The 24,334-nt window shown below is 69.1% G+C and carries 20 protein-coding genes and 3 pseudogenes; 10 read left to right on the top strand and 13 right to left on the bottom strand.

Going from position 1 to position 24,334, the window contains the following annotated elements; all coding sequences use genetic code 11:
* Positions 1 to 122: 122 nt before the first annotated feature.
* Positions 123 to 1,226 (top strand): hypothetical protein, encoded by a 1,104-nt coding sequence (locus tag ABD858_RS01810; protein ID WP_345034028.1) that lies wholly within the window; start codon positions 123 to 125, stop codon positions 1,224 to 1,226.
* A 99-nt stretch (positions 1,227 to 1,325) separates the two neighbouring features.
* On the opposite strand, the gene ABD858_RS01805 is transcribed toward ABD858_RS01810, so the two are convergent.
* The 3 genes from ABD858_RS01805 to ABD858_RS01795 form a co-directional block, all read right to left on the bottom strand.
* On the bottom strand, positions 1,326 to 1,862 hold the full coding sequence (locus ABD858_RS01805; protein ID WP_345034026.1) for a cupredoxin domain-containing protein: 537 nt from the start codon (positions 1,860 to 1,862) through the stop codon (positions 1,326 to 1,328).
* 168 nt (positions 1,863 to 2,030) lie between these two features.
* Positions 2,031 to 2,792, bottom strand: a complete 762-nt coding sequence (locus tag ABD858_RS01800; RefSeq protein WP_345034025.1) for a bestrophin-like domain — start codon at positions 2,790 to 2,792, stop codon at positions 2,031 to 2,033.
* 15 nt (positions 2,793 to 2,807) lie between these two features.
* Positions 2,808 to 3,269 (bottom strand): hypothetical protein, encoded by a 462-nt coding sequence (locus ABD858_RS01795; RefSeq protein WP_345045072.1) that lies wholly within the window; start codon positions 3,267 to 3,269, stop codon positions 2,808 to 2,810.
* 200 nt (positions 3,270 to 3,469) lie between these two features.
* On the opposite strand from ABD858_RS01795, the gene ABD858_RS01790 reads away from it, so the two are divergent.
* From ABD858_RS01790 to ABD858_RS01780, 3 genes are all read left to right on the top strand, one after another.
* Positions 3,470 to 4,420, top strand: a complete 951-nt coding sequence (locus ABD858_RS01790; protein ID WP_345034023.1) for an SCO0930 family lipoprotein — start codon at positions 3,470 to 3,472, stop codon at positions 4,418 to 4,420.
* Positions 4,421 to 4,630: 210 nt separating this feature from the next.
* A complete protein-coding gene (locus ABD858_RS01785; protein ID WP_345034021.1) occupies positions 4,631 to 5,443 on the top strand; it encodes an SAM-dependent methyltransferase in 813 nt (270 codons plus the stop codon).
* The gene (locus ABD858_RS01780) at positions 5,440 to 7,665 is read left to right on the top strand and encodes a putative bifunctional diguanylate cyclase/phosphodiesterase (protein WP_345034019.1); all 2,226 of its coding nucleotides are present in this window, start codon (positions 5,440 to 5,442) and stop codon (positions 7,663 to 7,665) included. Before ABD858_RS01785 ends, ABD858_RS01780 begins: the two co-directional genes overlap by 4 nt.
* Here ABD858_RS01780 and ABD858_RS01775 read toward each other — a convergent pair.
* The gene (locus ABD858_RS01775; protein WP_345034017.1) at positions 7,560 to 8,672 is read right to left on the bottom strand and encodes a LysR family transcriptional regulator; all 1,113 of its coding nucleotides are present in this window, start codon (positions 8,670 to 8,672) and stop codon (positions 7,560 to 7,562) included. The two genes, ABD858_RS01780 and ABD858_RS01775, sit on opposite strands and share 106 nt — an antisense overlap.
* A 120-nt stretch (positions 8,673 to 8,792) precedes the next feature.
* Here ABD858_RS01775 and ABD858_RS01770 point away from each other — a divergent pair, with 120 nt between their 5' ends.
* The 3 genes from ABD858_RS01770 to ABD858_RS01760 are packed head-to-tail and all read left to right on the top strand — an operon-like array spanning position 8,793 to position 12,155.
* Positions 8,793 to 9,461 (top strand): succinate dehydrogenase cytochrome b subunit, encoded by a 669-nt coding sequence (locus tag ABD858_RS01770; RefSeq protein WP_345034015.1) that lies wholly within the window; start codon positions 8,793 to 8,795, stop codon positions 9,459 to 9,461.
* 1 nt (position 9,462) lies between these two features.
* On the top strand, positions 9,463 to 11,412 hold the full coding sequence (locus ABD858_RS01765) for a fumarate reductase/succinate dehydrogenase flavoprotein subunit (protein WP_345034014.1): 1,950 nt from the start codon (positions 9,463 to 9,465) through the stop codon (positions 11,410 to 11,412).
* Positions 11,409 to 12,155, top strand: a complete 747-nt coding sequence (locus tag ABD858_RS01760) for a succinate dehydrogenase/fumarate reductase iron-sulfur subunit (RefSeq protein WP_345034012.1) — start codon at positions 11,409 to 11,411, stop codon at positions 12,153 to 12,155. The genes ABD858_RS01765 and ABD858_RS01760 overlap by 4 nt, the downstream gene beginning before the upstream one ends.
* A 443-nt stretch (positions 12,156 to 12,598) precedes the next feature.
* Here ABD858_RS01760 and uvrA read toward each other — a convergent pair whose 3' ends face one another.
* Together uvrA and ABD858_RS01750 are read right to left on the bottom strand one after the other, a co-directional pair.
* Complete coding sequence (gene uvrA, locus ABD858_RS01755) at positions 12,599 to 14,983, bottom strand: excinuclease ABC subunit UvrA (protein WP_345034010.1); 2,385 nt, start codon at positions 14,981 to 14,983, stop codon at positions 12,599 to 12,601.
* A 10-nt stretch (positions 14,984 to 14,993) separates the two neighbouring features.
* Positions 14,994 to 15,131 (bottom strand): hypothetical protein, encoded by a 138-nt coding sequence (locus tag ABD858_RS01750; protein ID WP_425586132.1) that lies wholly within the window; start codon positions 15,129 to 15,131, stop codon positions 14,994 to 14,996.
* 111 nt (positions 15,132 to 15,242) lie between these two features.
* Here ABD858_RS01750 and ABD858_RS36685 point away from each other — a divergent pair.
* A pseudogene (locus ABD858_RS36685) lies at positions 15,243 to 15,332 on the top strand (transposase); the annotation flags it as partial.
* On the opposite strand, the gene ABD858_RS01745 reads toward ABD858_RS36685, so the two are convergent.
* The 7 genes and pseudogenes from ABD858_RS01745 to tnpA all read right to left on the bottom strand — a co-directional run.
* On the bottom strand, positions 15,323 to 16,336 hold the full coding sequence (locus ABD858_RS01745) for a TolB family protein (RefSeq protein WP_345044204.1): 1,014 nt from the start codon (positions 16,334 to 16,336) through the stop codon (positions 15,323 to 15,325). The pseudogene ABD858_RS36685 and the gene ABD858_RS01745 overlap by 10 nt on opposite strands.
* Positions 16,337 to 16,394: 58 nt before the next feature.
* Positions 16,395 to 17,705, bottom strand: a complete 1,311-nt coding sequence (locus tag ABD858_RS01740) for an MFS transporter (RefSeq protein ID WP_345044201.1) — start codon at positions 17,703 to 17,705, stop codon at positions 16,395 to 16,397.
* 2 nt (positions 17,706 to 17,707) lie between these two features.
* Complete coding sequence (locus ABD858_RS01735) at positions 17,708 to 17,902, bottom strand: hypothetical protein (protein WP_345034007.1); 195 nt, start codon at positions 17,900 to 17,902, stop codon at positions 17,708 to 17,710.
* Positions 17,903 to 18,174: 272 nt separating this feature from the next.
* Positions 18,175 to 18,471: a transposase gene (locus ABD858_RS01730; RefSeq protein ID WP_425586131.1), complete on the bottom strand. Its 297-nt coding sequence runs from the start codon at positions 18,469 to 18,471 to the stop codon at positions 18,175 to 18,177.
* On the bottom strand, positions 18,387 to 18,683 hold the full coding sequence (locus ABD858_RS36680) for a transposase (RefSeq protein ID WP_425586130.1): 297 nt from the start codon (positions 18,681 to 18,683) through the stop codon (positions 18,387 to 18,389). The genes ABD858_RS01730 and ABD858_RS36680 overlap by 85 nt, the downstream gene beginning before the upstream one ends.
* Before the next feature lie 109 nt (positions 18,684 to 18,792).
* Positions 18,793 to 19,101: pseudogene (locus tag ABD858_RS01725) on the bottom strand (transposase domain-containing protein); the annotation flags it as partial.
* A 531-nt stretch (positions 19,102 to 19,632) separates the two neighbouring features.
* Positions 19,633 to 20,014: pseudogene (gene tnpA / locus ABD858_RS01720) on the bottom strand (IS200/IS605 family transposase); the annotation flags it as partial.
* 25 nt (positions 20,015 to 20,039) lie between these two features.
* Between tnpA and ABD858_RS01715 the strand changes: the two are divergent.
* Both ABD858_RS01715 and ABD858_RS01710 read left to right on the top strand, forming a co-directional pair.
* Positions 20,040 to 21,248, top strand: coding sequence for an RNA-guided endonuclease InsQ/TnpB family protein (locus ABD858_RS01715; RefSeq protein ID WP_345034006.1), 1,209 nt, complete (start codon positions 20,040 to 20,042; stop codon positions 21,246 to 21,248).
* Between the two features lie 574 nt (positions 21,249 to 21,822).
* Complete coding sequence (locus ABD858_RS01710; protein WP_345034004.1) at positions 21,823 to 24,060, top strand: alkaline phosphatase family protein; 2,238 nt, start codon at positions 21,823 to 21,825, stop codon at positions 24,058 to 24,060.
* The last annotated feature ends 274 nt before the right edge of the window (positions 24,061 to 24,334 follow it).

Genomic DNA, 24,334 nt, shown 5'->3' with positions numbered 1-24,334 from the left:
GCGGCTCCTATGCACTCCAGTGAGGGTTTGTCGTGGGAGGCGTAATCGTCGACTGCTCGGAGCGCCGCTTCGGGGCGCCTGCCCAAGGAGGTTCCACCATGCGTGCTTCACGAGTCTGCGCGGTGGCTGTGGCCGCCTGTGCGGCGTTCGGGCTCTCGGCCTCGTCGACCGCTGTCGCCAACTCCGGAGACGACGGCCTTGTCGGCAACGGCACCGGGAGCAGCAATGGCATCGGCGGGATCGGGACCGGGAATGGCATAGGCGGGGACAGGGACGGGAATGGCATCGGCGGCAACGGGGTCGGGACCGGAAATGACTTCGTCGGGAGCGGGATAGGCACTGGTAACAACCCTGTCGGGAGCGGGATCGGCACTGGTAACAACCCTGTCGGGACCGGGATCGGCACTGGTAACAACCCTGTCGGGACCGGGACCGGCACTGGTAACAACCCTGTCGGGACCGGGACCGGCACTGGCAATAACCCCGTCGGGAGCGGGACCGGGACCGGCAATAACCCCGTCGGGAGCGGGACCGAGACCGGAAATAACACTGTCGGGAACGGGATCGGGACCGGAAACAGCGTCGTCGGGAACGGCAACGGCAACAACGTCGTCAATAATTTCGGGAACAATCTCGGTAGCAACGTCGGTAGCAACGTCGGCAGTAACGTCGGGAACAACGTCGGGAACAACCACCGCAACGAAAATTTCGGGCACAACAACAACCGCCACAACGTCCGTAACAACGTCGGGAACAACAACCGCCATAACGTCCGTAACAACAACCGACACAACGGCAACAACAACAACCGCCGCAACGGCAACGGCAACGACCCGAACGATGTCCGCGTCAGCCCGGCCTCGGTCCATCAGGGCGGCACGCTGTCGATCACCGCGGCCGGCTGCCGCAACGGCGGCTCCATAACGTCCAACGCTTTCCCCGAGGTGAGGCTGTCGTCCGGCTCCACCGGGTTCGCCGCTGCGAGGGTCTACAACGACGCCGGCCCCGGGAACTACACGCTCTTCATCAGGTGCAACGGCGACTCCCGTGTGATTTCTGCCGGGTTCACCGTGCTGCAGGGCCTTGGCGCGCAGGGCGGTCTCGGTGGTTCCAGGGGGCCGTCGGACACGGAGATGGCGCTGGGTGCGGGTTTGGTCGCCCTGGCGGCCACGGGTGGCGGCGTGTTCCTCGTGCGCCGTCGCCGTCCGAGCCGCGGCAGGTCCTGACCGCCCGAACCTCCCCGGTCGGCCCGAACCGCCCGGAGCCCCGAGTCCCGGCAAGGGGACTCGGGGCTCCGGGCGGTTCGGTACGCGCGGCCGTGCCCGTTAGGGCTGACGCCTGCCCGACCGCCGCCGTACGACATACACGGTGCCGCCGAACGCGGCGGTGACCAGCGCGAGGCCCCCGGCGATCTCCCAGGCCTCCGGGCCCCGGGAGCCGCCGCCCACACCGCCCTTGACCGCACCGGTCGGTGAGACGGTCGGCGCGACGGTGGAGCTGATGGTGGGCGGGAGCGTGGCGGGCCCGGCGACGGTGAGCTCGGACCGTCCCTTCTCGCCTTTGCAGTCGAAGGTCACCTGGTAGGACGCGCCCGGACTGGCGTCCCGGTCGACGATCGCCGCGGCCGAACCGTCTCTGGGGATGGTGACGGGGTTGAAGACGGCCGAGGTGGCGTAGGTGCTCGTGGGGCAGCCGGTGACGTTCAGTGTGACCCTTCCGCCGGGCGCGACCGTCGAGGGTGTGACGCTGAAACCGAACGACGTGGCGTCCTGGCCGACACTGGCCGTCGCTGCGGGGGCGCTGAGTGGGAGTGCGGCGGCGCCGAGCAAGGTGACGGCCGCGGCGGCACGTGGCGTGCGCATGGGCGTTCCTCCGGGGTTGCCGAGGGGCAGCTGCGGAACCGGTTTCCACATAAGGCAGGGAATGCACCTCGATACCGGAAACGCTAGGAGTGCCCCCTTGGGGTCGCGATCGGTGTCGCCCATTTGGGGCACTCCTGCCCTCGCCCGGCCGCCCTGCGGCGGGAGGTGTCAGCGGGCGTGCGGGAAGAGATCGACGTATGGCTCCACGGCCGCCGAGATGCCATGGCTGAAGGGGGAGTCGAAGTCCCAGATCAGGAAGAGCAGGAAGGCGATCAGGGCGCTGAACAGGCCCGCGAGCAGCAGTTCCCGCAAGCTTCTGCGGATCTGCAGGGTGAAGATCAGGCCCACGGTGACCAGGGCCCCGGTGATCAGGCCGAACCAGACGACGCCCGGCATGGTCGCGCCCGCACTGTCGCCGCGTGCCCCGCGGGCTTCGTCGGCCATGGCGACCATGTCGACCAGCGGCTGGTAGGCCTGACCCTCGTGGTCGTTCGCCGGGCGGTAGTCGGTGACGTCGCGGCGCACCCGCTCCAGCAGCGCGGCACTCCTGTCGGTCAGTTCGCCGTGCTCGGACATGTGGGGCCACTCCTTGCGGACGACGTACGAGACATACGCGTCGACGTCCGCACGGGTCCGGTCGCGCACCTCCGCGGGGTAGACCTGGACGCGGGCGCTGATCTCGTGCAGCGCCTGGGCCTCCTGGCGTACCGAGTCCTGGGCCGCGCCGCGGGCCTCCCAGACGCCGGCGATGGCGAGGCCCAGCACGATGGCGTACACCACGCCGATCATCATCGTCATGTATTCGATGACGTCGGGGGTCTCGGAGGGGTCGTCGTCCTCCCGGACCCGGCGGTTGTTGATGACGACGATGGTCAGGACGACGGCGCAGGCCGCGGCCATCGCGAGGGTCAATACGAGCCATTCCGACATGGAAACCTCCGGCTGCTAGCGGGAGCGGGGGCGTAGCGCGGCGGCGGCGAGCACCGCGGGGGCCGTGACGAGAAGGGTGAGGGAGACCAGGGAGGGCCCGCCTGAAGGCTTGATGCGCTTGGCCTTGCGGTAGACGGGGAGAGCGACGGGCGTCGGCGGGGGCGGTGTCGGCCGCACGGAAGGGGGCGGCGGAGGAGGGGGTGGCGGTGGTGGAGGGGGTGGCGGTGGTGGAGGGGGTGGCGGTGGTGGAGGGGCCGGACGGTGCACACGCGGCGGCGACGGCTTGGGGGCGCGCTTCGGCGGACACACGGCTCCGCGGCCGGAGACCGCCACCGCGGAGTTGGAGGCGTTCTGTCCGCTGCCGGTGATGGAGGCGACGGCGCAGTTGTCCTCGGCCGCCGCCGGCGCAGGAGCGAGCAGCAGCCAGGAGAGTGCCGCGGCTGCCAACAGGCGCCCGGCCAGGTGGGATCGGTACACGACGGGGAGCATGAACCGGGCCGTGGCCTGCCAGTCCCATGGCCGAATGGATTCCTCCGATGGGGGGACATTCGGCGCTTTGCGTTTGGGACCGTCCGACAGGGTGTGCGGGCGCCGGAAGAATTCTTCGGAAGCGTTGAACACACCCGGGCTCGCCGCTCGTACCCAGGGTCATGAAGGGACGGACGACAGGAGTCGACATGCTGTGCTCATCCGGGGACAAGCCCGCGAACCCCCGGGCCTGGCGGAGTGCCTCGCTCGCGCTGACGGCGGTGGCGGTACTGGCGCTGACGACGGCGTGCGGGCAGGAGAAGGGCAGCGGGCCCGCCGACAGCCAGGCGGTCGGGAACGCCGGCTCGGCGCAGTCCGGCGGCTACGGGGATGCCTCCGCCGGCGGGTCCGCGGAACAGGCCGCGAAGCCCGCCGGGCAACTGGGGGTCCGGGACGGCGGCGAGCTCGGCAAGGTCCTCACGGACAGTGCCGGCTTCACCCTCTACCGCTTCGACAAGGACACCGCGAAGCCGCCGAAGTCGAATTGCGAAGGCGACTGTGCGAAGAAATGGCCTGTCGTGCCCGCGGGCGATGTCACGGCCGCGCCCGGCACCGACGCCTCGCTCATAGGTGAGGTGACCCGTCCCGACGGTACCCGTCAACTGACCGTCGCCGGCCGGCCGATGTACCGGTTCGCCAAGGACACAAAGCCGGGTGACGCCAATGGGCAAGGTGTCGGAGGTGTCTGGTTCGCAGCCGCTCCCGACGGGAGGAAGGCCTCGGCTCAGGCCGGGAACCTGCCCGGAATGTCCGTACGTGACGACCCCGATCTCGGCCGGATCCTGGTGGACGGGCGCGGTATGACGGTCTACCGGTTCAAGAAGGACTCGGCCTGGCCGATGAAGACGGCGTGCACCGGAGCATGCCTGGAGAAGTGGCCCGTGGTCGCCCCGGTCGACACGAACGACACGGAAGGCGTCATCAAGAAGGGTTTCGTCGTGTTCGACCGCCCGGACGGCATCAAGCAGCAGACCGTCAACTGCTGGCCGGTGTACACCTTCTCCGGTGACACCAAGCCCGGTGACACCCATGGGCAGGGCGTCAAAGGGCTCTGGTACGCGGTGTCTCCCGAGGGCTCACTCGTCGGGGCGCCGAAGTAAACAGAACAGCACCACGGCCCACCGTTTCGCCCATGGGTGAGACGGTGGGCCGGTGGTGTGTGCCGGTGGTGTGTGACCGAGAACGGACCGCCAATCTCCGTTTGGACTCGCCCCATTGGCCGACGATCAGTAGCCTCGGCTCGAGCACGGGCCATGCACGGGATCACGGACATGGCTCAACCACCCCGAGGCTATTGGTTGGAGACATCGATGGAGCGACCCGCCTGGGCCCCGCAGGGCATCGACATATCGGTGCCGAGTGTGTCCCGGATCTACGACTACTACCTGGGCGGCTCGCACAACTTCGAGGTGGACCGCGAAGCGGCCCGCAAGGCCATGGAGTTCATACCGGGACTTCCCAAAATCATGCAGGCGAACCGGGCGTTCATGCGCCGCGCCGTGCGCTTCGCCGTCGACGAGGGCATCACCCAGTTCCTGGACATCGGTTCCGGAATCCCCACCTTCGGCAATGTCCACGAGGTGGCCCAGGCTGCCTGCCCCGAGGCTCATGTGCTGTATGTCGACCACGACCCGGTCGCCGTCGCCCACAGTCGGGCCGTGCTGGAGGGCAATGACAGGACCGGCGTCGCACCCGCCGATCTGCGCAAGCCGCGGGAGATCCTGGACAGCCCCGAGGCAGCCCGGCTTCTCGACTTCGACCGGCCCGTGGCACTGCTGCTGGTCGCCGTACTGCACTTCATCGAGGACGAGGACGACCCCTACGCGGCGGTGGCCGAACTGAGGGACGCACTGCCGAACGGCAGCCTGCTGATCCTCACCCACGCCGCGTACGAGGGCATTCCGCTTCCCCAGGAGCAGGCGGGCGGCGCGGTCGGCGTCTACAAGAACATCCGCAATCCGCTGATCATGCGCTCCGCCGACGAGATCGCGAAGTTCTTCGAGGGGTACGAGATGGTCGAACCCGGGTTGGTCATGATGCCCGAGTGGCGGCCGGATACCCCGGTCGCCCAGGAGGACCCCTATGCCTTCTCGGGGTTCGCGGGAGTGGGACGCAAGGCGTGAGCAAGCCACCTCAGTCGCCGGGTCCCCCCGGCGCGGACCCGGACGGTCCCGAGGACAGAGTCAGACGTTTCGCGACGATCTGGAGCCGCGCCATCTTCCCGGCGACGGCCACGTCCATGACCCGGCCCGAGTTCGAACACCACCTCCTGCCGCTCGCCCGTATCCTCAGCGAGGCGCTGCACCGCAGGCCCTTCGACCCCGCGCCCGCGCAGCGGGTCGGGGCCGCGCTGATCGAGGCCCACTGCACGGACCCGGAGGCGCTCAGCGGCACGCTCGGGGTCGTCGAATCCTATTTGGTCCTCTACTGCGACACGGGTCAGGAGCTCCCGGCCGAGGAAGCCAGAGCCCGGTGCTCGAGGCTGCAGCACGCGCTCGCGGCCGGCTTCGCCCAGGCGCTGCGCGAGCGCACCCTGGCGGAGCAGGAGGCGATCGCCCGTTCGGCGCTCATGGCGCGCAGTGCCGCGGAGGAGGCGCTGCACACCACCGAGACCCGGTTCCGCGCCGTCTTCGACGGTGCGGCGGTCGGTATCGGCATCGCCGATCTCGACGGCAATGTGCTGGAGGTCAACGAGACTCTCCTACGGATGTTCGGTCCCGGGCTGGAGCGCCAGGTACGCAGCCGTAAGGTCCCCGAATGGGTGCACCCCGAGGACTCTCCCCACGTGTGGCGGCTCTACGAGGAACTGGTGTGCGGCGAACGCGAGCACTACCGGGTAGAGAAGCCGTACTACCGCGGCGACGGCACCGTCCTGTGGACCAATCTGACGGTCTCGCTGCTGCGTGACGCGGAAGGCAGACCGCAGTACCAACTGGGACTGGTCGAGGACACCACCGAGCGCAGGCTGCTCAACCTCAGGCTGCGCTACGAGGCCACACATGACGCGCTGACCGGGCTGCCCAACCGGACGCTGTTCTTCGAGCGGCTGGAGAAGGCGCTCGCCTCGGACAAGGGAAGCCGCTTCGGCCTGTGCTATCTCGATCTCGACGGCTTCAAGGCCGTCAACGACAGCCTCGGCCACTCGGCGGGCGACCGGCTGCTGGTCGAGGTCGCCGACCGGCTGCAGAGCTGTGCGACCGGGCCCGGCGAAATGGTGGCCCGGCTCGGTGGCGACGAGTTCGTCGCACTGACCACCAGGCCCGGCACCGGCCGGGAGCCGGACGACCTCGCCATGCGGATCCTGTCCGCGCTGTCGGTGCCCATCCGGCTGGAGGGCCGCGAGCTGACCGTCCGCGGCAGCATCGGCGTCGTCGAAGGGACCGCGGGCGAGCGCAGCCCCGCCGAGGTGCTGCGCAGCGCCGACATCACCATGTACCGGGCCAAGTCCGCGGGCGGCAACCGCTTCGAGACGGCGGACGCGGAGGCGGACGCCCGCGCGATCACCCGGCACGGGCTGACCAACGCGCTGCCCGCCGCACTGGAGCGCGGGGAGTTCTTCATCGAGTACCAGCCGCTGGTGGACCTCGGCGACGGCAGCGTGCACGGCGCGGAGGCACTGGTGCGCTGGAGCCACCCTCAGCACGGGGTGCTCGGCCCCGACCGCTTCATCCCGCTCGCCGAGCACACCGGGCTGATCGTGCCGCTCGGCCGTTGGGTGCTGGAGGAGTCCGTACGGCAGGCAACGGCCTGGCAGGAGAAGCACGGTGACCGGGCGGACGGCGGTCCGCTGCGCATCAATGTGAACCTCTCGCCCACCCAGTTGCATCACCCGGGCCTGGTCGCCGACACGGCGGAGGTCCTGGAGCGGGCCGGCCTGGAACCGGGGGCGCTGTGCCTGGAGGTGACCGAGTCCGCGCTCATCGGCGCCGACGACGACCTCCTCAAACCACTGCGCCAGCTCGCCGAGATGGGGGTCGACATCGCCCTCGACGACTTCGGCACCGGCTACTCCAACCTGGCCAATCTGCGCCGGATGCCGGTGAGCGTGCTCAAGCTGGACCGCGCCTTCACCCTCGGTATGCAGCAGTCTCCGCCGGACCCGGTCGACGTGAAGATCGTCGAGGGGATCGTCTCGCTCGCCCATAGCCTGGACCTCGCGGTGACCGTGGAGGGAGTGGAAACCGGCGTCCAGGCAGAGCAGTTGCGCGAACTCGGCTGCGACACCGCTCAGGGCTGGTACTATGCGCGCCCGGGCCCGCCGGAACGAGTGCTGGCGGGGGTCCTGGGGTCGTCGTCCCCCGGACAAGCGCGGGCGGCCCTGTCGTTGGCGGACACCACGGGCTGAGAGGCCAGCAGCACCCGCTGCAGTTCCCGGGCGGCGCGCGGCGGGGCGACGTCGCTGCGATGCGCGAGCGCGATCGTACGGCGCAGCCCCGGCGGTGCCAGCGGGGTGACCCGCAGATCGCTCCCCCGAGCTCTCGGCTTCTCCCCCACTCTCGGCTTCTCCCCCACTCTCGGCTTCGCTCGAGCGGGGGGACCCCCATGCGCGGGGGGACCTCCATGAGCGGGGGGACCTCCATGAGCGGGGGGCACCCCCATCGCCCGGGCGGCCACCATGCTGGGCACGACGGCGATGCCGAGCCCGGCGCGTACGAAGCCCAGCACCGCGTCCATCTCACCGCCCTCGACGGTGAACGACGGTTCGAAGCCTTCCGCCCGGCAGGCGCCGACGGTCAGTTCGCGCAGGTCGTAGCCGTGCCGGAACATCACCAGCGGCTCCTCGCGCAGATCGGAGATCTTCACAGTGCGTCCGTTGCCGGGGGCGGGGGCGGCGGCCGAGGACACGACCACCAGGTCCTCGCGCAGCAGCTCCACCGTCGTCAGCGCGGGGGAGGGGGTGGGCAGCGGCAGCACCACCAGGGCGAGGTCCAGATCACCGCGCGCCAGCTCGCGCACCAGGTCGTGCGAGCCGCTCTCCTGGATCAGCAGCCGGATGCCCGGATGCAGATCGTGGAAGGCGCGCAGGACATCGGGCAGCAGCCCGGTGCACAGGCTGGGCGTCGCGCCGAGCCGTACCCGGCCCCGCCGCAGCTGGACCAGTTCCTGCACCTCGAGGCGCGCGGTGTCGGCGTCGGCGAGGATGCGCCGGGCGAGCGGCAGCAGCGCCTCGCCGGCGTCGGTGAGGGCGATATTGCCGCGAGCCCTGCTGAACAGCTCGGCGCCCAGTTCCTTCTCCAGCGCACGGATCTGCTGGGACAGCGAAGGCTGGGAGACGTGCACCCGTTCGGCGGCCCGGGTGAAGTGCCGGGTCTCGGCGACCGCCACGAAGTAGAGAAGCTGCTGGAACTGCATACCACCACGATAGGCCGATCCTATCGATATGAGCCGGACCATGTCTTGGACCTCTCGGGGGTACCGCGCCTAGCGTCTGTGTCCATGGCATTGGCAACACGGACGGACCGACGGCCGTCCATGACGCGCACGCTCTGGGACTCCTCCGTCGGCAAGAAGACGGTCATGGCCGTGACCGGCCTGATCATGATCGGCTACCTGTGCGCCCACATGCTGGGCAACCTCAAGATCTTCTTCGGGGCCGAGGAGTTCAACGCGTACGGGCGATGGCTGCGCCACATGGGCGAGCCGTTCCTGCACAGCCACTGGGGGCTGTGGATCGTCCGCGTCGTACTGCTCACCTCCGTCGTCCTGCATGGCGTCTCCGCGTACCAGCTCAGCCGGCGCGACATCAAGGCACGTCCCGCCAAGTACGTCCACAAGCGGCCGCGGGCGAGCTACGCGACCCGCACCATGCGCTGGGGCGGGATCATCGTCGCTCTCTTCATCGTCTGGCACATTCTCGACCTGACCACGCTCACGGTGAACGAGAACGCCCAGGAGGGGCATCCGTACGAGAACGTCGTCGCGACCTTCTCCACCTGGTACGGCAACGTCATCTACATCGTGGCGATGCTCGCCGTCGGCCTGCACATCCGGCACGGCTTCTGGAGCGCCGCCCAGACCCTCGGCGTGGGCAACGCCACCCGGGACAGGATCCTCAAAGGCATCGCCAACCTCCTGGCGCTGGTCCTGACCGCCGGATTCATTTCCGTACCCGTCGCCGTCATGACCGGAGTCGTGAGCTGACATGACCGACTACACGCACTACACGACCGGCGAACCGATCGCCGACACCAAGGCCCCCTCCGGCCCGATCGCCGAGCGCTGGGACCGCCGCCGCTTCGAGGCCAAGCTGGTCAACCCCGCCAACCGGCGCAAGCACACCGTCATCGTCGTCGGTACGGGCCTGGCCGGTGGCGCCGCCGGCGCCACCCTCGCCGAACAGGGCTACCACGTCGTCCAGTTCTGCTACCAGGACTCCCCGCGCCGCGCCCACTCCATCGCCGCCCAAGGCGGCATCAACGCGGCCAAGAACTACCGCAACGACGGCGACTCCATCCACCGCCTCTTCTACGACACCGTCAAGGGCGGCGACTTCCGCGCCCGCGAGTCCAACGTCCACCGCCTCGCACAGATCTCCGTCGAGATCATCGACCAGTGCGTGGCGCAGGGCGTGCCCTTCGCCCGCGAGTACGGCGGACTGCTCGACACCCGCTCCTTCGGCGGCGTCCAGGTCTCCCGCACCTTCTACGCCCGGGGCCAGACAGGCCAGCAGCTGCTGCTCGGCGCCTACCAGGCGCTGTCCCGGCAGATCGCGGCCGGCAATGTCGAGATGCACCCGCGCACCGAGATGCTCGACCTGATCGTCGTCGACGGCAAGGCCCGCGGCATCGTCGCCCGCGACCTGATCACCGGAAAGATCTCCACCTACTTCGCGGACGCGGTGGTGCTGGCGAGCGGCGGCTACGGCAATGTCTTCTACCTGTCGACGAACGCCATGAACTCCAACGCGACCGCCGTATGGCGCGCCCACCGGCGCGGCGCGTACTTCGGCAACCCCTGCTTCACCCAGATCCACCCCACCTGCATCCCGCGCACCGGCGACCACCAGTCGAAGCTGACGCTGATGAGCGAGTCGCTGCGCAACGACGGCCGTATCTGGGTGCCCAAGGCGCAGGGCGACAACCGTCCGCCGAACGAGATCCCCGAGGACGAGCGCGACTACTACCTGGAGCGCATCTACCCCTCCTTCGGCAACCTCGTGCCCCGTGACATCGCCTCCCGCGCCGCCAAGAACGTCTGCGACGAGGGCCGCGGCGTCGGCCCGGGCGGCCAGGGCGTGTACCTCGACTTCGCCGACGCGATTCTGCGCATGGGCAAGGACAAGGTCGCGGAGAAGTACGGCAACCTCTTCGACATGTACGAGCGGATCACCGCGGAGAACCCGTACGAGGTGCCGATGCGGATCTACCCCGCCGTGCACTACACGATGGGCGGACTGTGGGTCGACTACGACCTGCAGACCACCGTCCCCGGCCTCTTCGCCATCGGCGAGGCCAACTTCTCCGACCACGGCGCCAACCGGCTCGGCGCCTCGGCACTGATGCAGGGCCTGGCCGACGGCTACTTCGTGCTTCCGTCCACCATCAACGACTACCTCGCGCGCAACCCGCACCAGGGCGAGGTCACGGACGAACACCCCGACGTCCAAGCGGTGCTGGCCGAGACGGAGGACCGGCTGAACCTGCTGCTGTCCGTCGACGGCGACCGCACCCCTGACTCCTTCCACCGCGAACTCGGCGAAGTGATGTGGGAGTACTGCGGTATGGCCCGCACCGACGCCGGACTGCGCAAGGCGCTCGCCCGGATCCCCGAGATCCGCGAGGAGTTCTGGCGCCGTATCAAGGTCCCCGGCAGTGGTGTGGAGTTCAACCAGTCCCTGGAGAAGGCCAACCGCATCGTCGACTACCTGGAGCTCGCCGAGCTGATGTGCCTCGACGCGCTCCACCGTACGGAATCCTGCGGTGGCCATTTCCGTGAGGAGTCCCAGACCCCGGACGGCGAAGCCGCCCGCAGGGACGAGGAGTTCTCCTACGCCGCGGCCTGGGAGTTCGACGGGACCGGCGAGGCCCCCGTCCTGCACAAGGAAGACCTGGTCTTCGAGTACGTCCACCCCACCCAGCGGAGCTACGCATGAGGCTCAACCTCCGCGTCTGGCGTCAGAAGAACGCCGACGCCCCCGGCGCTATGGTCACCTACCAGGTCGACGGCATCTCCTCCGACATGTCCTTCCTGGAGATGCTCGACACCCTCAACGAGGAACTCATCCTGCGCGGCGAGGACCCCGTCGCCTTCGACCACGACTGCCGCGAAGGCATCTGCGGAGCCTGCAGCCTGGTCATCAACGGCGACGCGCACGGTCCGGAGCGCACCACCACCTGCCAGCTCCACATGCGCAGCTTCAAGGACGGCGACACCATCGACGTCGAGCCGTGGCGCGCCTCCGCCTTCCCGGTCGTCAAGGACCTGGTCGTCGACCGCTCGGCCTTCGACCGGATCATCCAGGCCGGCGGCTACATCACCGCCCCGACCGGCTCGGCCCCCGAGGCACACGCCACCCCGGTGCCCAAGGCCGACGCCGACTACGCCTTCGAGCACGCCGAGTGCATCGGCTGCGGCGCGTGTGTGGCGGCCTGCCCCAACGGCTCCGCGATGCTCTTCACCTCGGCCAAGGTGAACCATCTCAACGTCCTGCCCCAGGGCTCGCCCGAGCGCGAGAGCCGGGTCCTGGACTTGGTGGCCCAGATGGACGAGGAGGGCTTCGGCGGCTGCACCCTCACCGGCGAATGCGCCACGGCCTGCCCGAAGGGCATTCCGTTGCCATCCATCGCGGCGATGAACAAGGAGTGGTTGCGGGCGGCGCGGAAGGTCAAGCGCTAGGCGGGCCTTCGGCCCGCACCGGCCGGGCACGTGCTTGCCGTGCTCCGTCCGGGTGGCCGGTGTGTCCGTCCTCAAGCGCCGGACGGGCTTTGGTCGTGACGCCCTCCGTCCGGGTGGCCGGTGTGTCCGTCCTCAAGCGCCGGACGGGCTCGTGGGTTGCTGCCGGTTATCGGGTGCCGCTCCGGGGATACCGTCCGGGCCGGGCATGATTTACGCCGCGCGATCTCGTGATCCGTATTGATCAACGGGCATGTTCGCGCGTCACACATCACGTTTTACGGCCCGGACGGCACCCCCTGCACGGCCCCCTTCACACGCCGCGGGGTGGACAGCCGTTCCGCCTCCAGCCACCGCGCTGGGAGGTGCCCACCGGGCCGCGCCCAAACAAGCCTCTCCGGCACTTGAGGACACCGCCAGAAGGGCGGTCCGGGGGCTTGGGGATATCAACCGAGCGCCGCCGCAAGGTAGCGCGCCGTACGGCTGCCCTCCGCGCGGGCGACCTCGGCCGGTGTGCCGGCCGCCACTATGCGGCCGCCCGCGTCGCCGCCTCCCGGGCCCAGGTCGATCACCCAGTCCGCGCCCGCGACCACGTCCATGTCGTGCTCGACGACCACCACCGAGTGGCCCGCGTCGACCAGGCTGTGCAGCTGGCGCATCAGGACCTCGACGTCGGCGGGATGCAGCCCGGTGGTCGGCTCGTCGAGAAGATAGACGGTGTGGCCGCGGCGGGTGCGCTGCAGCTCGGTGGCCAGCTTGATCCGTTGGGCCTCGCCGCCCGACAGTTCCGTGGCCGGCTGCCCGAGCCGCAGATAGCCGAGCCCGACGTCCTGGAGCGCGCTCAGGCTGCGTACGGCCGCCGGGGTGCCCGCGAAGAAGTCCGCGGCCGCCTCGACCGTCAGGTCCAGGACCTCCGCGATGTTCAGGCCCTCGTGGCGCACCTCGAGGGTCTCCTGGTTGTAGCGGGCACCCTCGCAGTCCGGGCACGCGGCGTACGTACTGGGCAGGAACAGCAGCTCGACGGAGACGAAGCCCTCGCCCTGGCAGGTCTCGCAGCGCCCGCCGGGGACGTTGAAGGAGAACCGGCCCGCCTTGTAGCCGCGGGCCCTGGCCTCCGCGGTGCCGGTGAAGATCTTGCGTACGACGTCGAAGAGTCCGGTGTACGTCGCGAGATTGGACCGCGGCGTACGACCGATGGGCTTCTGGTCCACCTGGACAAGGCGTTTCACAGCACCGGTACCGGTGACCGAGCTGACGCCGTCCGCGCCGAGGCGTTCGGTCAGGACACCGGCGAGCACCTGCCCGACCAGGGTGGACTTTCCGGAACCGGAGACACCCGTCACCGCGGTGAACACCCCGAGGGGGAATGCGGCGTCCAGACCGCGCAGGTTGTTGCGGGTGACACCGGTGAGTGCGAGCCACCCGGAGGGGGCCCGCACCGGCCGGGCCGGCCCTGGCTCGTGGCCGAAGAGGAAGCGGCGGGTCGCCGACTCCGCGACCTCCGCGAGCTCGGCCGGCGGACCGCTGTGCAGCACCCGGCCGCCGTGCTCACCCGCCCGCGGGCCCACGTCGACCAGCCAGTCCGCGTGCCGCATCACGTCCAGATGGTGCTCCACCACGAACACCGAGTTGCCCGCCGCCTTCAGCCGGTCCAGCACCGCGAGCAGCGCCTCGGTGTCGGCCGGGTGCAGTCCCGCGGACGGCTCGTCCAGCACGTACACGACACCGAAGAGACCGGAGCGCAGCTGCGTCGCCAGCCGGAGCCGCTGCAGCTCCCCGGAGGAGAGGGTGGGCGCGGTGCGGTCCAGGCTGAGGTAGCCGAGCCCGAGTTCGGTGACGGTGGCGATACGGGTCAGCAGATCGGCCGTCAGGACCCGCGCGGCCTCGTCACCGCCGGTCCTGTCGAGCACCTCGGCCAGCCGGTCCAGTGGCAGCGCCGCCAGCTCGGCGATCGTACGGCCCGCGAAGGTGACGGCCAGGGCCTCGGGCCGCAGCCTGCTGCCGTGGCAGGCCGGGCACTCCACGCTGGTGAGGAAGCGCTCTGCGCGTGCCCGCAGGGTGTTGCTTTTGCTGTCCGAGAAGGTGCGCATGACATAGCGGTGCGCGCTTATGTAGGTGCCCTGGTAGGGGCGCTGGATGCGGTCCGCGTCCCGGACCGGGTGCACGGTGACCACCGGCTGCTCCTCGGTGAAGAGGATCCAGTCGCGGTCCTTCTCGTCCAGTTCGCGCCAGGGCCGGTCGATGTCGTGGCCGAGCGCTTCCAGTACGTCCCGCAGGTTCTTGCCCTGCCAGGCTCCGGGCCAGGCCGCGATCGCCCCCTCGCGGATCGACAGGGACGGGTCGGGGACGAGGAGCTCCTCGCTGGTGCGGTGGGTCCGGCCGAGACCGTGGCACTCGGGGCAGGCGCCGGCCGCCGTGTTCGGCGAGAAGGCGTCGGAGTCCAGCCGCTCGGCGCCCTCGGGGTAGTCGCCCGCCCGGGAGAAGAGCATGCGCAGCGAATTGGAGAGCGTGGTGACCGTGCCGACCGAGGAGCGCGAGGTGGGCGTGGAACGGCGCTGCTCCAGTGAGACCGCGGGCGGCAGCCCGGTGATCTCGCCGACCTTCGGGGCGCCCACCTGGTGGATCAGCCGGCGGGCGTACGGGGCGACGGACTCGAAGTAGCGGCGCTGTGCCTCCGCGTAGATCGTTCCGAAGGCGAGGGAGGACTTCCCGGACCCGGAGACCCCGGTGAAGATGGTGAGCGCGTCACGCGGGATGTCCACGTCGACGCCGCGCAGATTGTGCTCACGGGCGCCGCGGACACGTACATAGGGGTCGTGGGGGCTGTGCATTCGCTCGATTCTACGAGGCCGGGCCGGCCAGGCCCGCCACGCGGGCCGGCCGCCGGAAGGAGTCCAGCAGCGCCTCACGGTCGTACGTACTGGTGGTGACCAGCACCACGTCGGCCCCGCTCTCGCCGATCAGGCTCGCCGGCTCCACGACGACCTGCTCCTCCGTGCCCTGGATGTGACCGCGCAGCGCGGCCTCGTAGTGCTCGCCTTCCTTTACCGTCGCGGCCGAGCGGAAGCTCGGCGGGGAGGAACGTTCAGGACCAACGCGATCGAGAGCCTGAACGCCCGCTGCCGGCGAGCCGCCCAGGCCTGTGGCCACTTCCCCAACGAGACCCAAAATCAGCGGACCCAGGCCGGCGACAGGGCCTCGCGCGCCAGGACCCGAGGAGCGCCCGAGCCATCGGCCGGGACGGTGTAGAGATGGGCGTCGTAGTCGGGGAGCGAGTAGACCAGGTTGTTGTCGTCCGACCAGGCCACCTGGTCGTCGAGGCTGCGGGTTTCCGCGACCGGGTGCTCTTGCATCGTTTTGAGGTCCAGGACGTACAGCCGCCAGGGGAGGTTCTCGGGCAGGCCTGGGACGCGCTTCTTGAAGGCGATCTTCGTTCCGTCGGGGGACAGTGAGGGACACTCGAGGTTGGTGCGGAGCGTGGTGGCCGTCTTGGTGGTGACGTCGCCGTGGATCAGGTACGTCTTGCCGCCGGAGCCGAGCGTGGCGTAGAAGTGCTCGTCGTCGATGAACGTGACGCCCCAGAAGTTGGCGTCGGCGGGGTGAAAAGGCTTCCCATCCTTGGTGACGGCGTATTCCTCCAGGCTGGGCTGGAGGGCGCCCGTGCGGGTGTCGAGGATCGACGTGCGGGTGGAGAAGGTCTTTTGTGCGTAACCGTCACCCCCGACGAAGACCGTCCAGGCGGCCATGTGCCCGCTGGGCGAAACCCGGGCCCGGTTGGGAATTCCGGCCAGAGGTATCCGCCGGGTCTCCTGCAGGCTCGAGTCCAGGACGAGCGCAGTGTAGGTTTCGCTGTACGCTCCCATCTCAGACTGCAGGCAGATCCCGGTGCCAGCGGCCGCGTAGAAGCGCATGCACTTCACTCCGGAGTAGGTGCGCGGTCCGTCGGGCGCGTCCGCCGGGACGCTGCTCAACTCGTCGCGGTGCGGCCCATACTCCAGCGAGCGGAAGACGATCCGAGGGGGGCCGCCGGGCGCGAGCGACACCGTGCCGGCGCCGGCCGCGGGCTTGCCTGCCTGGACATGGTCCTTGCGGTCCGCCTGGTATGACCACCCGACCACCCCGGCCACGCTCGCGAGGACCAGGACGCTGGCGAGGAGCACCAGCAGCTTGTTGCGGTTGGTCATCGCGTCGGCCGCCGGGGCCGTTCGGGGCGCCTTGGTCATCCGGTGCCTCGTCTCCTGGTCAGTCACTGCCCGTCACTCCCTTTTCCTCTGCCGAACCTTCGGCCGCTGAATGCTCGGCCGCCGGGCGCAGTCGTATCGACAACACCAGGCTCAGCGCGAGCGCGAGCGCCGCACCGATGAGCGCGGAACGGTCGCCCCACGCCGTCCAGGCCGCGCCGAAGGCGATCGAGCCGACGAAGCGTGCCGCGGCCTGGCCGGTCTGCACCAGGGCGAGGCCGCTGGACCGCAGGACGGCCGGTACGGAACCGGCCGCGGCGGCCATGAGCACACCGTCAGTGGCGGCGTAGAAGGCGCCGTGCAACGCGAGGACCGCGTACGGCAGCCACCCGGACTGCACATGTGTGAGCAGCAGCCCGTACGCCGCGAGCAGCGCGAGGTGGCCGCCGATGAATACCCGCCAGCGGCCTACCCGGTCCGCCCACCGGCCCAGCGGCACCGCCAGCAGAAGGAACGCCACGGCCGTGCCCAGCGGCAGCAGCGCGATCCAGCGGTCGGGCACCCCGAGCTGCCGCTGCAGCAGCAGGTAGATGAACGAGTCGCTGACCGTGGCCAGGCTCAGCACCACCGCGCACAGCATCAGGCGGCGCAGCTCGCGGCGGCCGAGCAGGGCGACGGCGGCGCGCAGCGACGGGCGTTCCGCGGCGGACGCCGGCGTGGCGCCCAGCTCCGGGGCGCGCGAGGGCACGAACAACAGCAGCACGATCACGGCCAGGGCCGCCACGCAGAAGCTGACCGTGAACACCACGTTGTAGCCCTCGGGTGCCTGACGAAGAATCAGGAACGCGACCAGCGGCCCGAGCAGGGCACCGGTGGTGTCCATCGCCCGGTGCACGCCGAACGCCCGGCCGCGGGTCTCCGGCGGCGAGGACAGTGAGATCAGCGCGTCGCGGGGCGCGGTGCGCAGACCCTTGCCGGTGCGGTCCATCGCCAGCACCGCGCCGATCAGCGGCAGCGTGTGCGCGGCCAGCAGCAGCGGCTTGGAGATCGCGGACAGGCCGTACCCGAGGGCGGCGACCGTTTTGTGGCGGCCGCCGCGGTCGGCAAGGTGCCCGCCGACCAGCCGGACGAGCGCGCTGAATCCGTTGTAGACCCCGTCGAGCAGACCGAAACCGAGCGGGGAAAGGCCCAGTCCGGCGACCAGGTACAGCGGTAGGACGGCGGTGACCATCTCCGACGAGATGTCGGTGACGAGACTGACCGTGCCGAGCACGAGCACAGTCGTCGGCACAGCCGACCGCCCGGGGAAAAGGCCCCGGGCGGTCGGCGTGGTCGCTGCGGGAGTGCTGCCGCGGCTCTCACTGACGTACATGGTCACCCGGCCCAGATGGCGGGTATGCCGGACGCGGGCGCGGCCTGGACGGCGGGCTTCGACGTGCCCACCAGCACCGCGCCGACCGCCTGGTCGGGGCCCCCGAGTCCGGCCCACGGGTCGGCGGAAATGGTGGCCCAGTCGACGGCGGTCAACAAGACGGTGAAGCCGCGCCGGGGCGGACTCCAGCTGGGCATGGATTACTCCTGATGTGCGGTGGGCAGTGGCTCGCCAAATTTATAGAGGCATATGCCCTGGTCAAGAAGACGTAGGGTGAACTGAACCGCAATGCTTCGGTCCGGTTGGCGTCCCTGAGGTTGCGCGCCCAGTTACCTTTTTCGTGGCCCTGAAACGGGGCTCCTGGCCTCCGGGCCAGGCATGGTTGTTGCCCCCTGTCGAAGGCATGACCTGGGGGGTGGTGTCACCGTGCCCCGGAGCACCGTCTGACCGCTGATGAGAGGCCTTACCGTCACCTGACCCGGCGCAATGCTGGGCTGATCCCGGGTGGCTGGTCTTCGTAACGTGGATGCGCGCGTACGGTGCCGCGACACGAGGCCGGGACGGAAACGAAGTCCTCCGGCTCCTCCATCCACGGGGAACACGCTCCACGCACCGGGGCCTGGGAGTCGTGCACGTTGCCCGCCGTGACGGTGACCTCCAGCAGCAGGCCGCCGCTGTTGGTCAGGATGTGGCGCTTGCGCCCGTCGCGCATCTTGCCGCCGTCATAGCCGCGTGTTGAGGCCGGGCAGGTTTCCGGGCCGTCCACGGACTGCGCGTCGATGACCCCCGCGCTCGGCTCCTCCCGCCCCCTTGGCGAGTGCGCTGCAGGCGGCGCAGGCGCTGGTAGAGCTCGCGCACGTATCCGTGTCGGCGCCAGCGGCGGAAGAAGTCGTACACCGCCCGACAGTACGGGTAGTCCGCCGGAAGGTTGCGCCACTTCGCTCCGTTGTCGATCAGGTAGCGCACGGCGTTGAGCATCCAATGCCGCGAAGTTAAGGATTCGGTGGTGGCGTCAAGGCGTCAGGGAGGGCGAGCTTGTAGGTGTTCGGCGCGGTGCGGATGAGTCGGCCGTTGCGGGCCCAGTAGCCCCGACCCGCCGACGCAGATCGCGAAGTGCCTTCTCCGAGGGCTGCGGCACCCGGGCGCCTAGTCCGGCTGCGAGTTTGCCCCACACCAGTCCGGTCCCCAGATGCTCGAACAGTCCGAGCGCGAGCACGAAGTACACCCCAACGCGAGAGGGGAGGCTCCGAAGCCGTCGCTCGCGAGGCCCGCTCTCGTCCAATACCGCATCCACCAACTCGGGCGGGATGACCTGCGTTAACTCACCGATATGATCAGGCGCGAACACGTCATTCCTCCCGTGACAAACTGGGCCATGGGCCTCTCTCAGGAAGATCTTGGTCGATCCCCTGGATAGCAGAGGCCCCTTCCACATCTCGCCCACCCTTGACATCGCCGCCGAGCGTTTAACTTCGCGGCATTGGTCGAGCATCTCGCGGTGGCAGTGCGCTTCCGGGCGCCCGCCCCGGCCCTCCAGCCACGCGGACACCTTCGTATGCGGGCGGGCGCACAGGCGGGACCGAGGATCGCCGGGGTCTGCCAGCATCGGGTGCTGTTGCGGGCGGATGGAGTTGAGCAGTGGGCGGGAAGGCCAGGGATTTCCCGCCCGGAGCTGACGGAACGGCACAGGAGGGGGCGGGACATGGTGAAACTGTCGCTCATGGTGGGCCAGGAGCATGCAGCGCGCGGAGGCCGGCGTGTCCGTGGCGCTGTGGTCTGGTCGGCTACCGGGTTTATTCGCAGTGCACCGGGCTTCAGCCCGGTGGTGAAGCGAATCTGAGAACTGCTCTGACCCCAGCTGTGTACACGGGTCTGCACTGTTGGCCTCAGCCCGGGTCGGAGCGGCCGGTTCTGCTGCTCGATGTATCACGATGCTGAGGGGCGCGCCGTCGACGGACCTGGCGAAGTAGGACCCGGACCACAGGCGCTGTGCCCGCCGGTAGTGGCGGATGAGGTTGGGGAACTCCTGGCGGGGCCTGCGTGAGGAGACGCCCTTGAGGGAGTTCACCGGCCTGGAAACGGCAACCTCCGGCGGGAAGTTCACGAGCAGGTGGATGTGGTGGGCCTCGTCGTTGAACTCGACCAGCTCGGCCTCGAAATCCTTGCACACGCTCCGCCTGATCTCCTCGCACCGTGTCAGGTGCCGGTCGGCGAAGACGAAAGTGCCGGTACTCGGTCATGAAAACCAAATGGACGTGAAGCCGAAAGATACAGTGACGGCCTGTATGAATGTTCTCATCGATACCCATCAGCCAACTGTGTAGCGTGATCGGTGTGCAGCTTCGGTACAGCTTCCGGCTGTACCCGAGTGCCGGTCAGCGCACGGCGCTGGCGAGGGCGTTCGGGTGTGCGCGGGTGGTCTACAACGACGCGCTTCGCGCTCGGGAGACCGCCCGCAGCGAGGGGCTGCCGTTCCCGAAGGCCGGCGACCTGTCCAAGCAGCTCATCACCGAGGCGAAGAACACCCCGGAACGGGCCTGGCTCGGCGAGGTCTCCGCTGTCGTACTGCAGCAGTCCCTGCGGGACCTGGATGCCGCGTACCGGAACTTCTTCGACGGCCTGAAGGGCAAGCGCCCCCGCATGGGCGCACCCCGGTACAAGTCACGGAAGGACACCCGGCAGGCGGTGCGGTTCACCGCGAACGCCCGCTGGTCCATCACGTCGGGGCGGAAGCTGCGCCTGCCGAAGATCGGCGACCTGAAGGTGAAGTGGTCGCGGACACTGCCCTCGACCCCGTCCACGGTGACCGTGGTCAAGGACAGCGCGGGCCGGTATTTCGCCTCCTTCGTGGTGGAGACCGGCCCGGAAGAGGTGCTGCCGGAGACGACGCCCGAGGTGGGCATCGATCTTGGGCTGGGGCACTTCGCGGTCCTCTCCGACGGGACCAAGGTCGACTCTCCGCGCTTCCTGCGCCGGGCCGAGAAGCGCCTGAAGAAGGCGCAGCGTGCTCTCTCCCGCAAGGAGAAGGGCTCGAAGAACCGGGACAAGGCCAGGATGCGCGTCGCACGGGCACACGCCCGTGTCGCGGACGCACGGCGCGAGTTCCACCACCGGCTCTCCACACAGCTGATCCGTGAGAACCAAGCGGTCGCTGTGGAGGACCTGGCGGTGAAGGGGCTGGCCCGCACGCGTCTGGCCAAGTCCGTGCACGACGCCGGATGGTCGGCGTTCGTGACCATGCTGGAGTACAAGGCCGCCCGATACGGGCGCACCTTCATCAGGATCGGCCGCTTCGAGCCCACCTCCCAGGTCTGCTCGCAGTGCGGCGTGAAGGACGGCCCCAAGCCCCTTCACGTCCGCGTGTGGACGTGCGGGGCCTGCGGGGCGGTCCTGGACCGGGACATCAACGCGGCGGTCAACATCGCCAAGGCGGCCGGACTGGCCGTGACAGCCCGTGGAGCGCAGGTAAGACCGGGACTCGTCCAGGCACCGCGCAGCGAAGCGGGAACCCACCCGACACCACAGCCTTCAACGGCCCGGTAGGCGGGAATCGCCCTCGTTCACGGGGGCGAGGATGTCAACAGGATTGATGTCATTCATCGTCAGCTCGTTGGCGTCGGTCCGCCGCAACATGTCACCCGCGGGCGGCCTGGGGCCTGGCCGCTTCCGCCCACCGGCTCAGTCGCCCGGAATGCGATCGTCCGGGGGTGACTCCAGGTTTTGAGTCTGCTGGGCAGCGTTCGGATCGGTATCGGTGACCCATACTTCCGGCTGTATTTGAGAAGTTCACCTTTGGTTTGAAGCGGCGGAAGTGAACATACCTAGGCTGCTGGCTGCCATGAATGGCTGCGACAGCACAACGGAAACGTCACCGTTTGCCTTTGCGGTGCTCTTCGCCGCGATGCCGGCGCGTGTGCTGTCGCCCTAACAAGGAAGAACCAGCATGCGCATAGCGCGCCCAAGCACCCGAGGCCTGATTGCCTCGGCCCTGCTGGCATGTATCGCCCTTCCGGGGGCCGTTTCCGCGGCCGCGGAGACTCCGGACGCCGCGCCTTCGGCCGCCGCGCCTGCGGTGGTCGTGGCCCCTCCCGAGGTTCCCAAGCCTGACCATGTGGTCATGGTGATGATGGAGAACAAGGGCTACGACGACATCCTCAAGAACCCGTCCACCAGGCCCCAGGACCAGGTGCCGTACATCAAGTCCCTGGAAGCCCAGGGTGCGTCGTTCACCGACTCGTACGGCCTCCAGCACCCGAGCCTGCCCAACTACTACGCGCTGCTGTCCGCCTCGGACATCGTGAAGACCAACACCCATCCCGCGCCGTCGTCCGTCGACACCGACAACCTGGCCAACCAGCTGGTGACCCACGGGTACACCTTCGCGAACCACGCCAACCAGGCCAAGCCCACGCAGTGGTTTCGCTTCAAGACCACGCCGGGTACCGCGGCCAACCTGAACCCGATGGACAAGCGGCTGGAGCAGTTCCCGACCACGCCGGAGGGGTTCGAAAAGCTGCCCACCGTCTCCTTTGTCGTGGGCAACGGCGATCAGAGCATGCATGACGGGACCCTCGCGCAGGGCGACGCCTGGGTCAAGAAGACCTTCGACTCGTACATCCAGTGGGCCAAGACGCACAACAGCATGTTCGTGCTGACCTGGGACGAGGACAACTTCACCCCGGTCAACCGCATCCCGACGATCATGGTCGGGCCGATGGTCAAGGCCGGCGAGTACAGCGAGCGCATCAACCACTACAACGTGACGAAGACGCTGCTGGACATGTACGGCCTGGACCACATCAACCACACGGCCGACCCGGACGTCGCGACGATCACTGACGCGTTCGATCTGTCGCAGACCGAGCGCCTGCAGGGTATGGCCGGGCGATGCCTGGAGAACCACCGGACCGACCCGGCGAAGCCGGGCGAGCTCGGTCTGTGGCACTGTGAATCCGCTGCCGACCAGCAGTGGGTCAGGCACGGGGACGGCACGATCCGCAACGCCGACCAGTGCGTGACCGCCACCGCGGACGGGAAGACCGGACTCGCCGACTGCGACGGCACCCCCGCGCAGACCTGGCACCCCAAGACCAATGGTTCCCTGCTCAACCCGGCATCGGGCCGCTGCCTGACCGTCCCCGGCGCGGACATCGCCAACGGAACCCCGGCGGAGCTCCGGGACTGCGACGGCACGACCAGCCAGAAGTGGATCGTGCCCGGCTACAACGCGGAGCACTCGCTCACGGTCGACGCGCCCACGTTCGTCAAGCCCGGTTCCACCGCCACGGTGACCACCACCTACACCAACGACGTCAGCCCCATGGCGCTGTCGCAGGCCTCCGTCAACCTCACCGTGCCCAACGGCTGGACGGCTGAAGCCACCTCGCCCGCCAAGGTCACCGCGCTCGAGCCCGGCCAGTCGGTGAAGACCACCTGGACGGTCACCGCCCCCGCGGACGCAAAGCCCGGTGACCCGGCACTGTCCGCGCAGGCCACCTTCAAGAACGCGAAGAGCACTGACGAGGACACCAGCACGATCCGCGTCGGGTACAACCCGGTCGATGCCATCGCAGCTACTCCCGCAGGCCTGGATCTGGTCGCCGGGCACTCCACATCTGTCCGGGTGAACGTCGCCAATAATACGGCCGCCGGCACGGACGTTACGGTTCAGGCGGACGTGCCGTCCGGGTGGACGGCGAGCGCGCCGCAGCCCGTCACCCTGAATGCGTGGGAGTCCAAGACCGTCACGTTCTCCCTCACCCCACCCCAGGACGCCTTCGGTCACGCGACGGTCACGCTGTCCGTCGACGGGGAGTTCCCCGCGAGCAGCACCGTGCCGGCGAGCGTCGGCAAGCCGATCATGATGGCCGGGGAGACCGATGCCAGCAGTCATGAGTTCGCGCTGGCCCCGAATCGATACAGCGCCTATCCGTCGACGTTCCCCAATGACGTCACCTTCACTGCGGGTGTGAGTAACCCGGCCACCGCTTGGAGTTACATCCAGCCCGGGCCTCGCGACTCCTGGGCCGGGAGCAAGCCGCACACGTTCACGTTGAACTTCAATCTCGCCACTGCGCCGAGCAGCGATCTGACGTTCACCGCCTGGCTGCAGGACACCCACCCCACTGCCCCGCCCGCGCTCGCGATCGGACTCAATGGCGCCGAGCTGAGCAACGTCCAGACCGCGGCCGGCGGCGGCGGTGGCGCCACATCGGCCAATAACACCAAGCCGTCCACGCTGAACGTGACCCTGCCCGCCGCCAACCTCAAGGCCGGCGACAACACCGTCACCATCACCACAACCGGCGGATCATGGGCGGTCTACGACTCCTTCGCCATCCGACAGCTCCCGTGAACCGAACCAGCTGACAACTCGCCAAGTCTGCTGCACGCGGCTGCTGACAATCGTCGGCAGCCGCGTGCGGCCGGCCCCGCACCACCAGCCGCTTCGCCTTCACCCGTACACCCTCCACCTTCGCCGGCACCAGCTCCAGGCCCAATCGAGCAGCCAGGTCCTTCGCTCGCAGCCCCTCCGGCCGGCCGCCCCGGCCCTCGGACGAAGTCCAGGGGAGGGTGGGCACAACCGGGCCGCGGTCGCCCTGACGAGGGTGTTACCTTCCAGCCCGTCC

This window comes from Streptomyces sannanensis (genome assembly GCF_039536205.1).
Lineage (GTDB): Bacteria > Actinomycetota > Actinomycetes > Streptomycetales > Streptomycetaceae > Streptomyces > Streptomyces sannanensis.
Note: the sequence above shows the minus strand (reverse complement) of the source record. Positions and strands in the feature narration are given on the sequence as shown.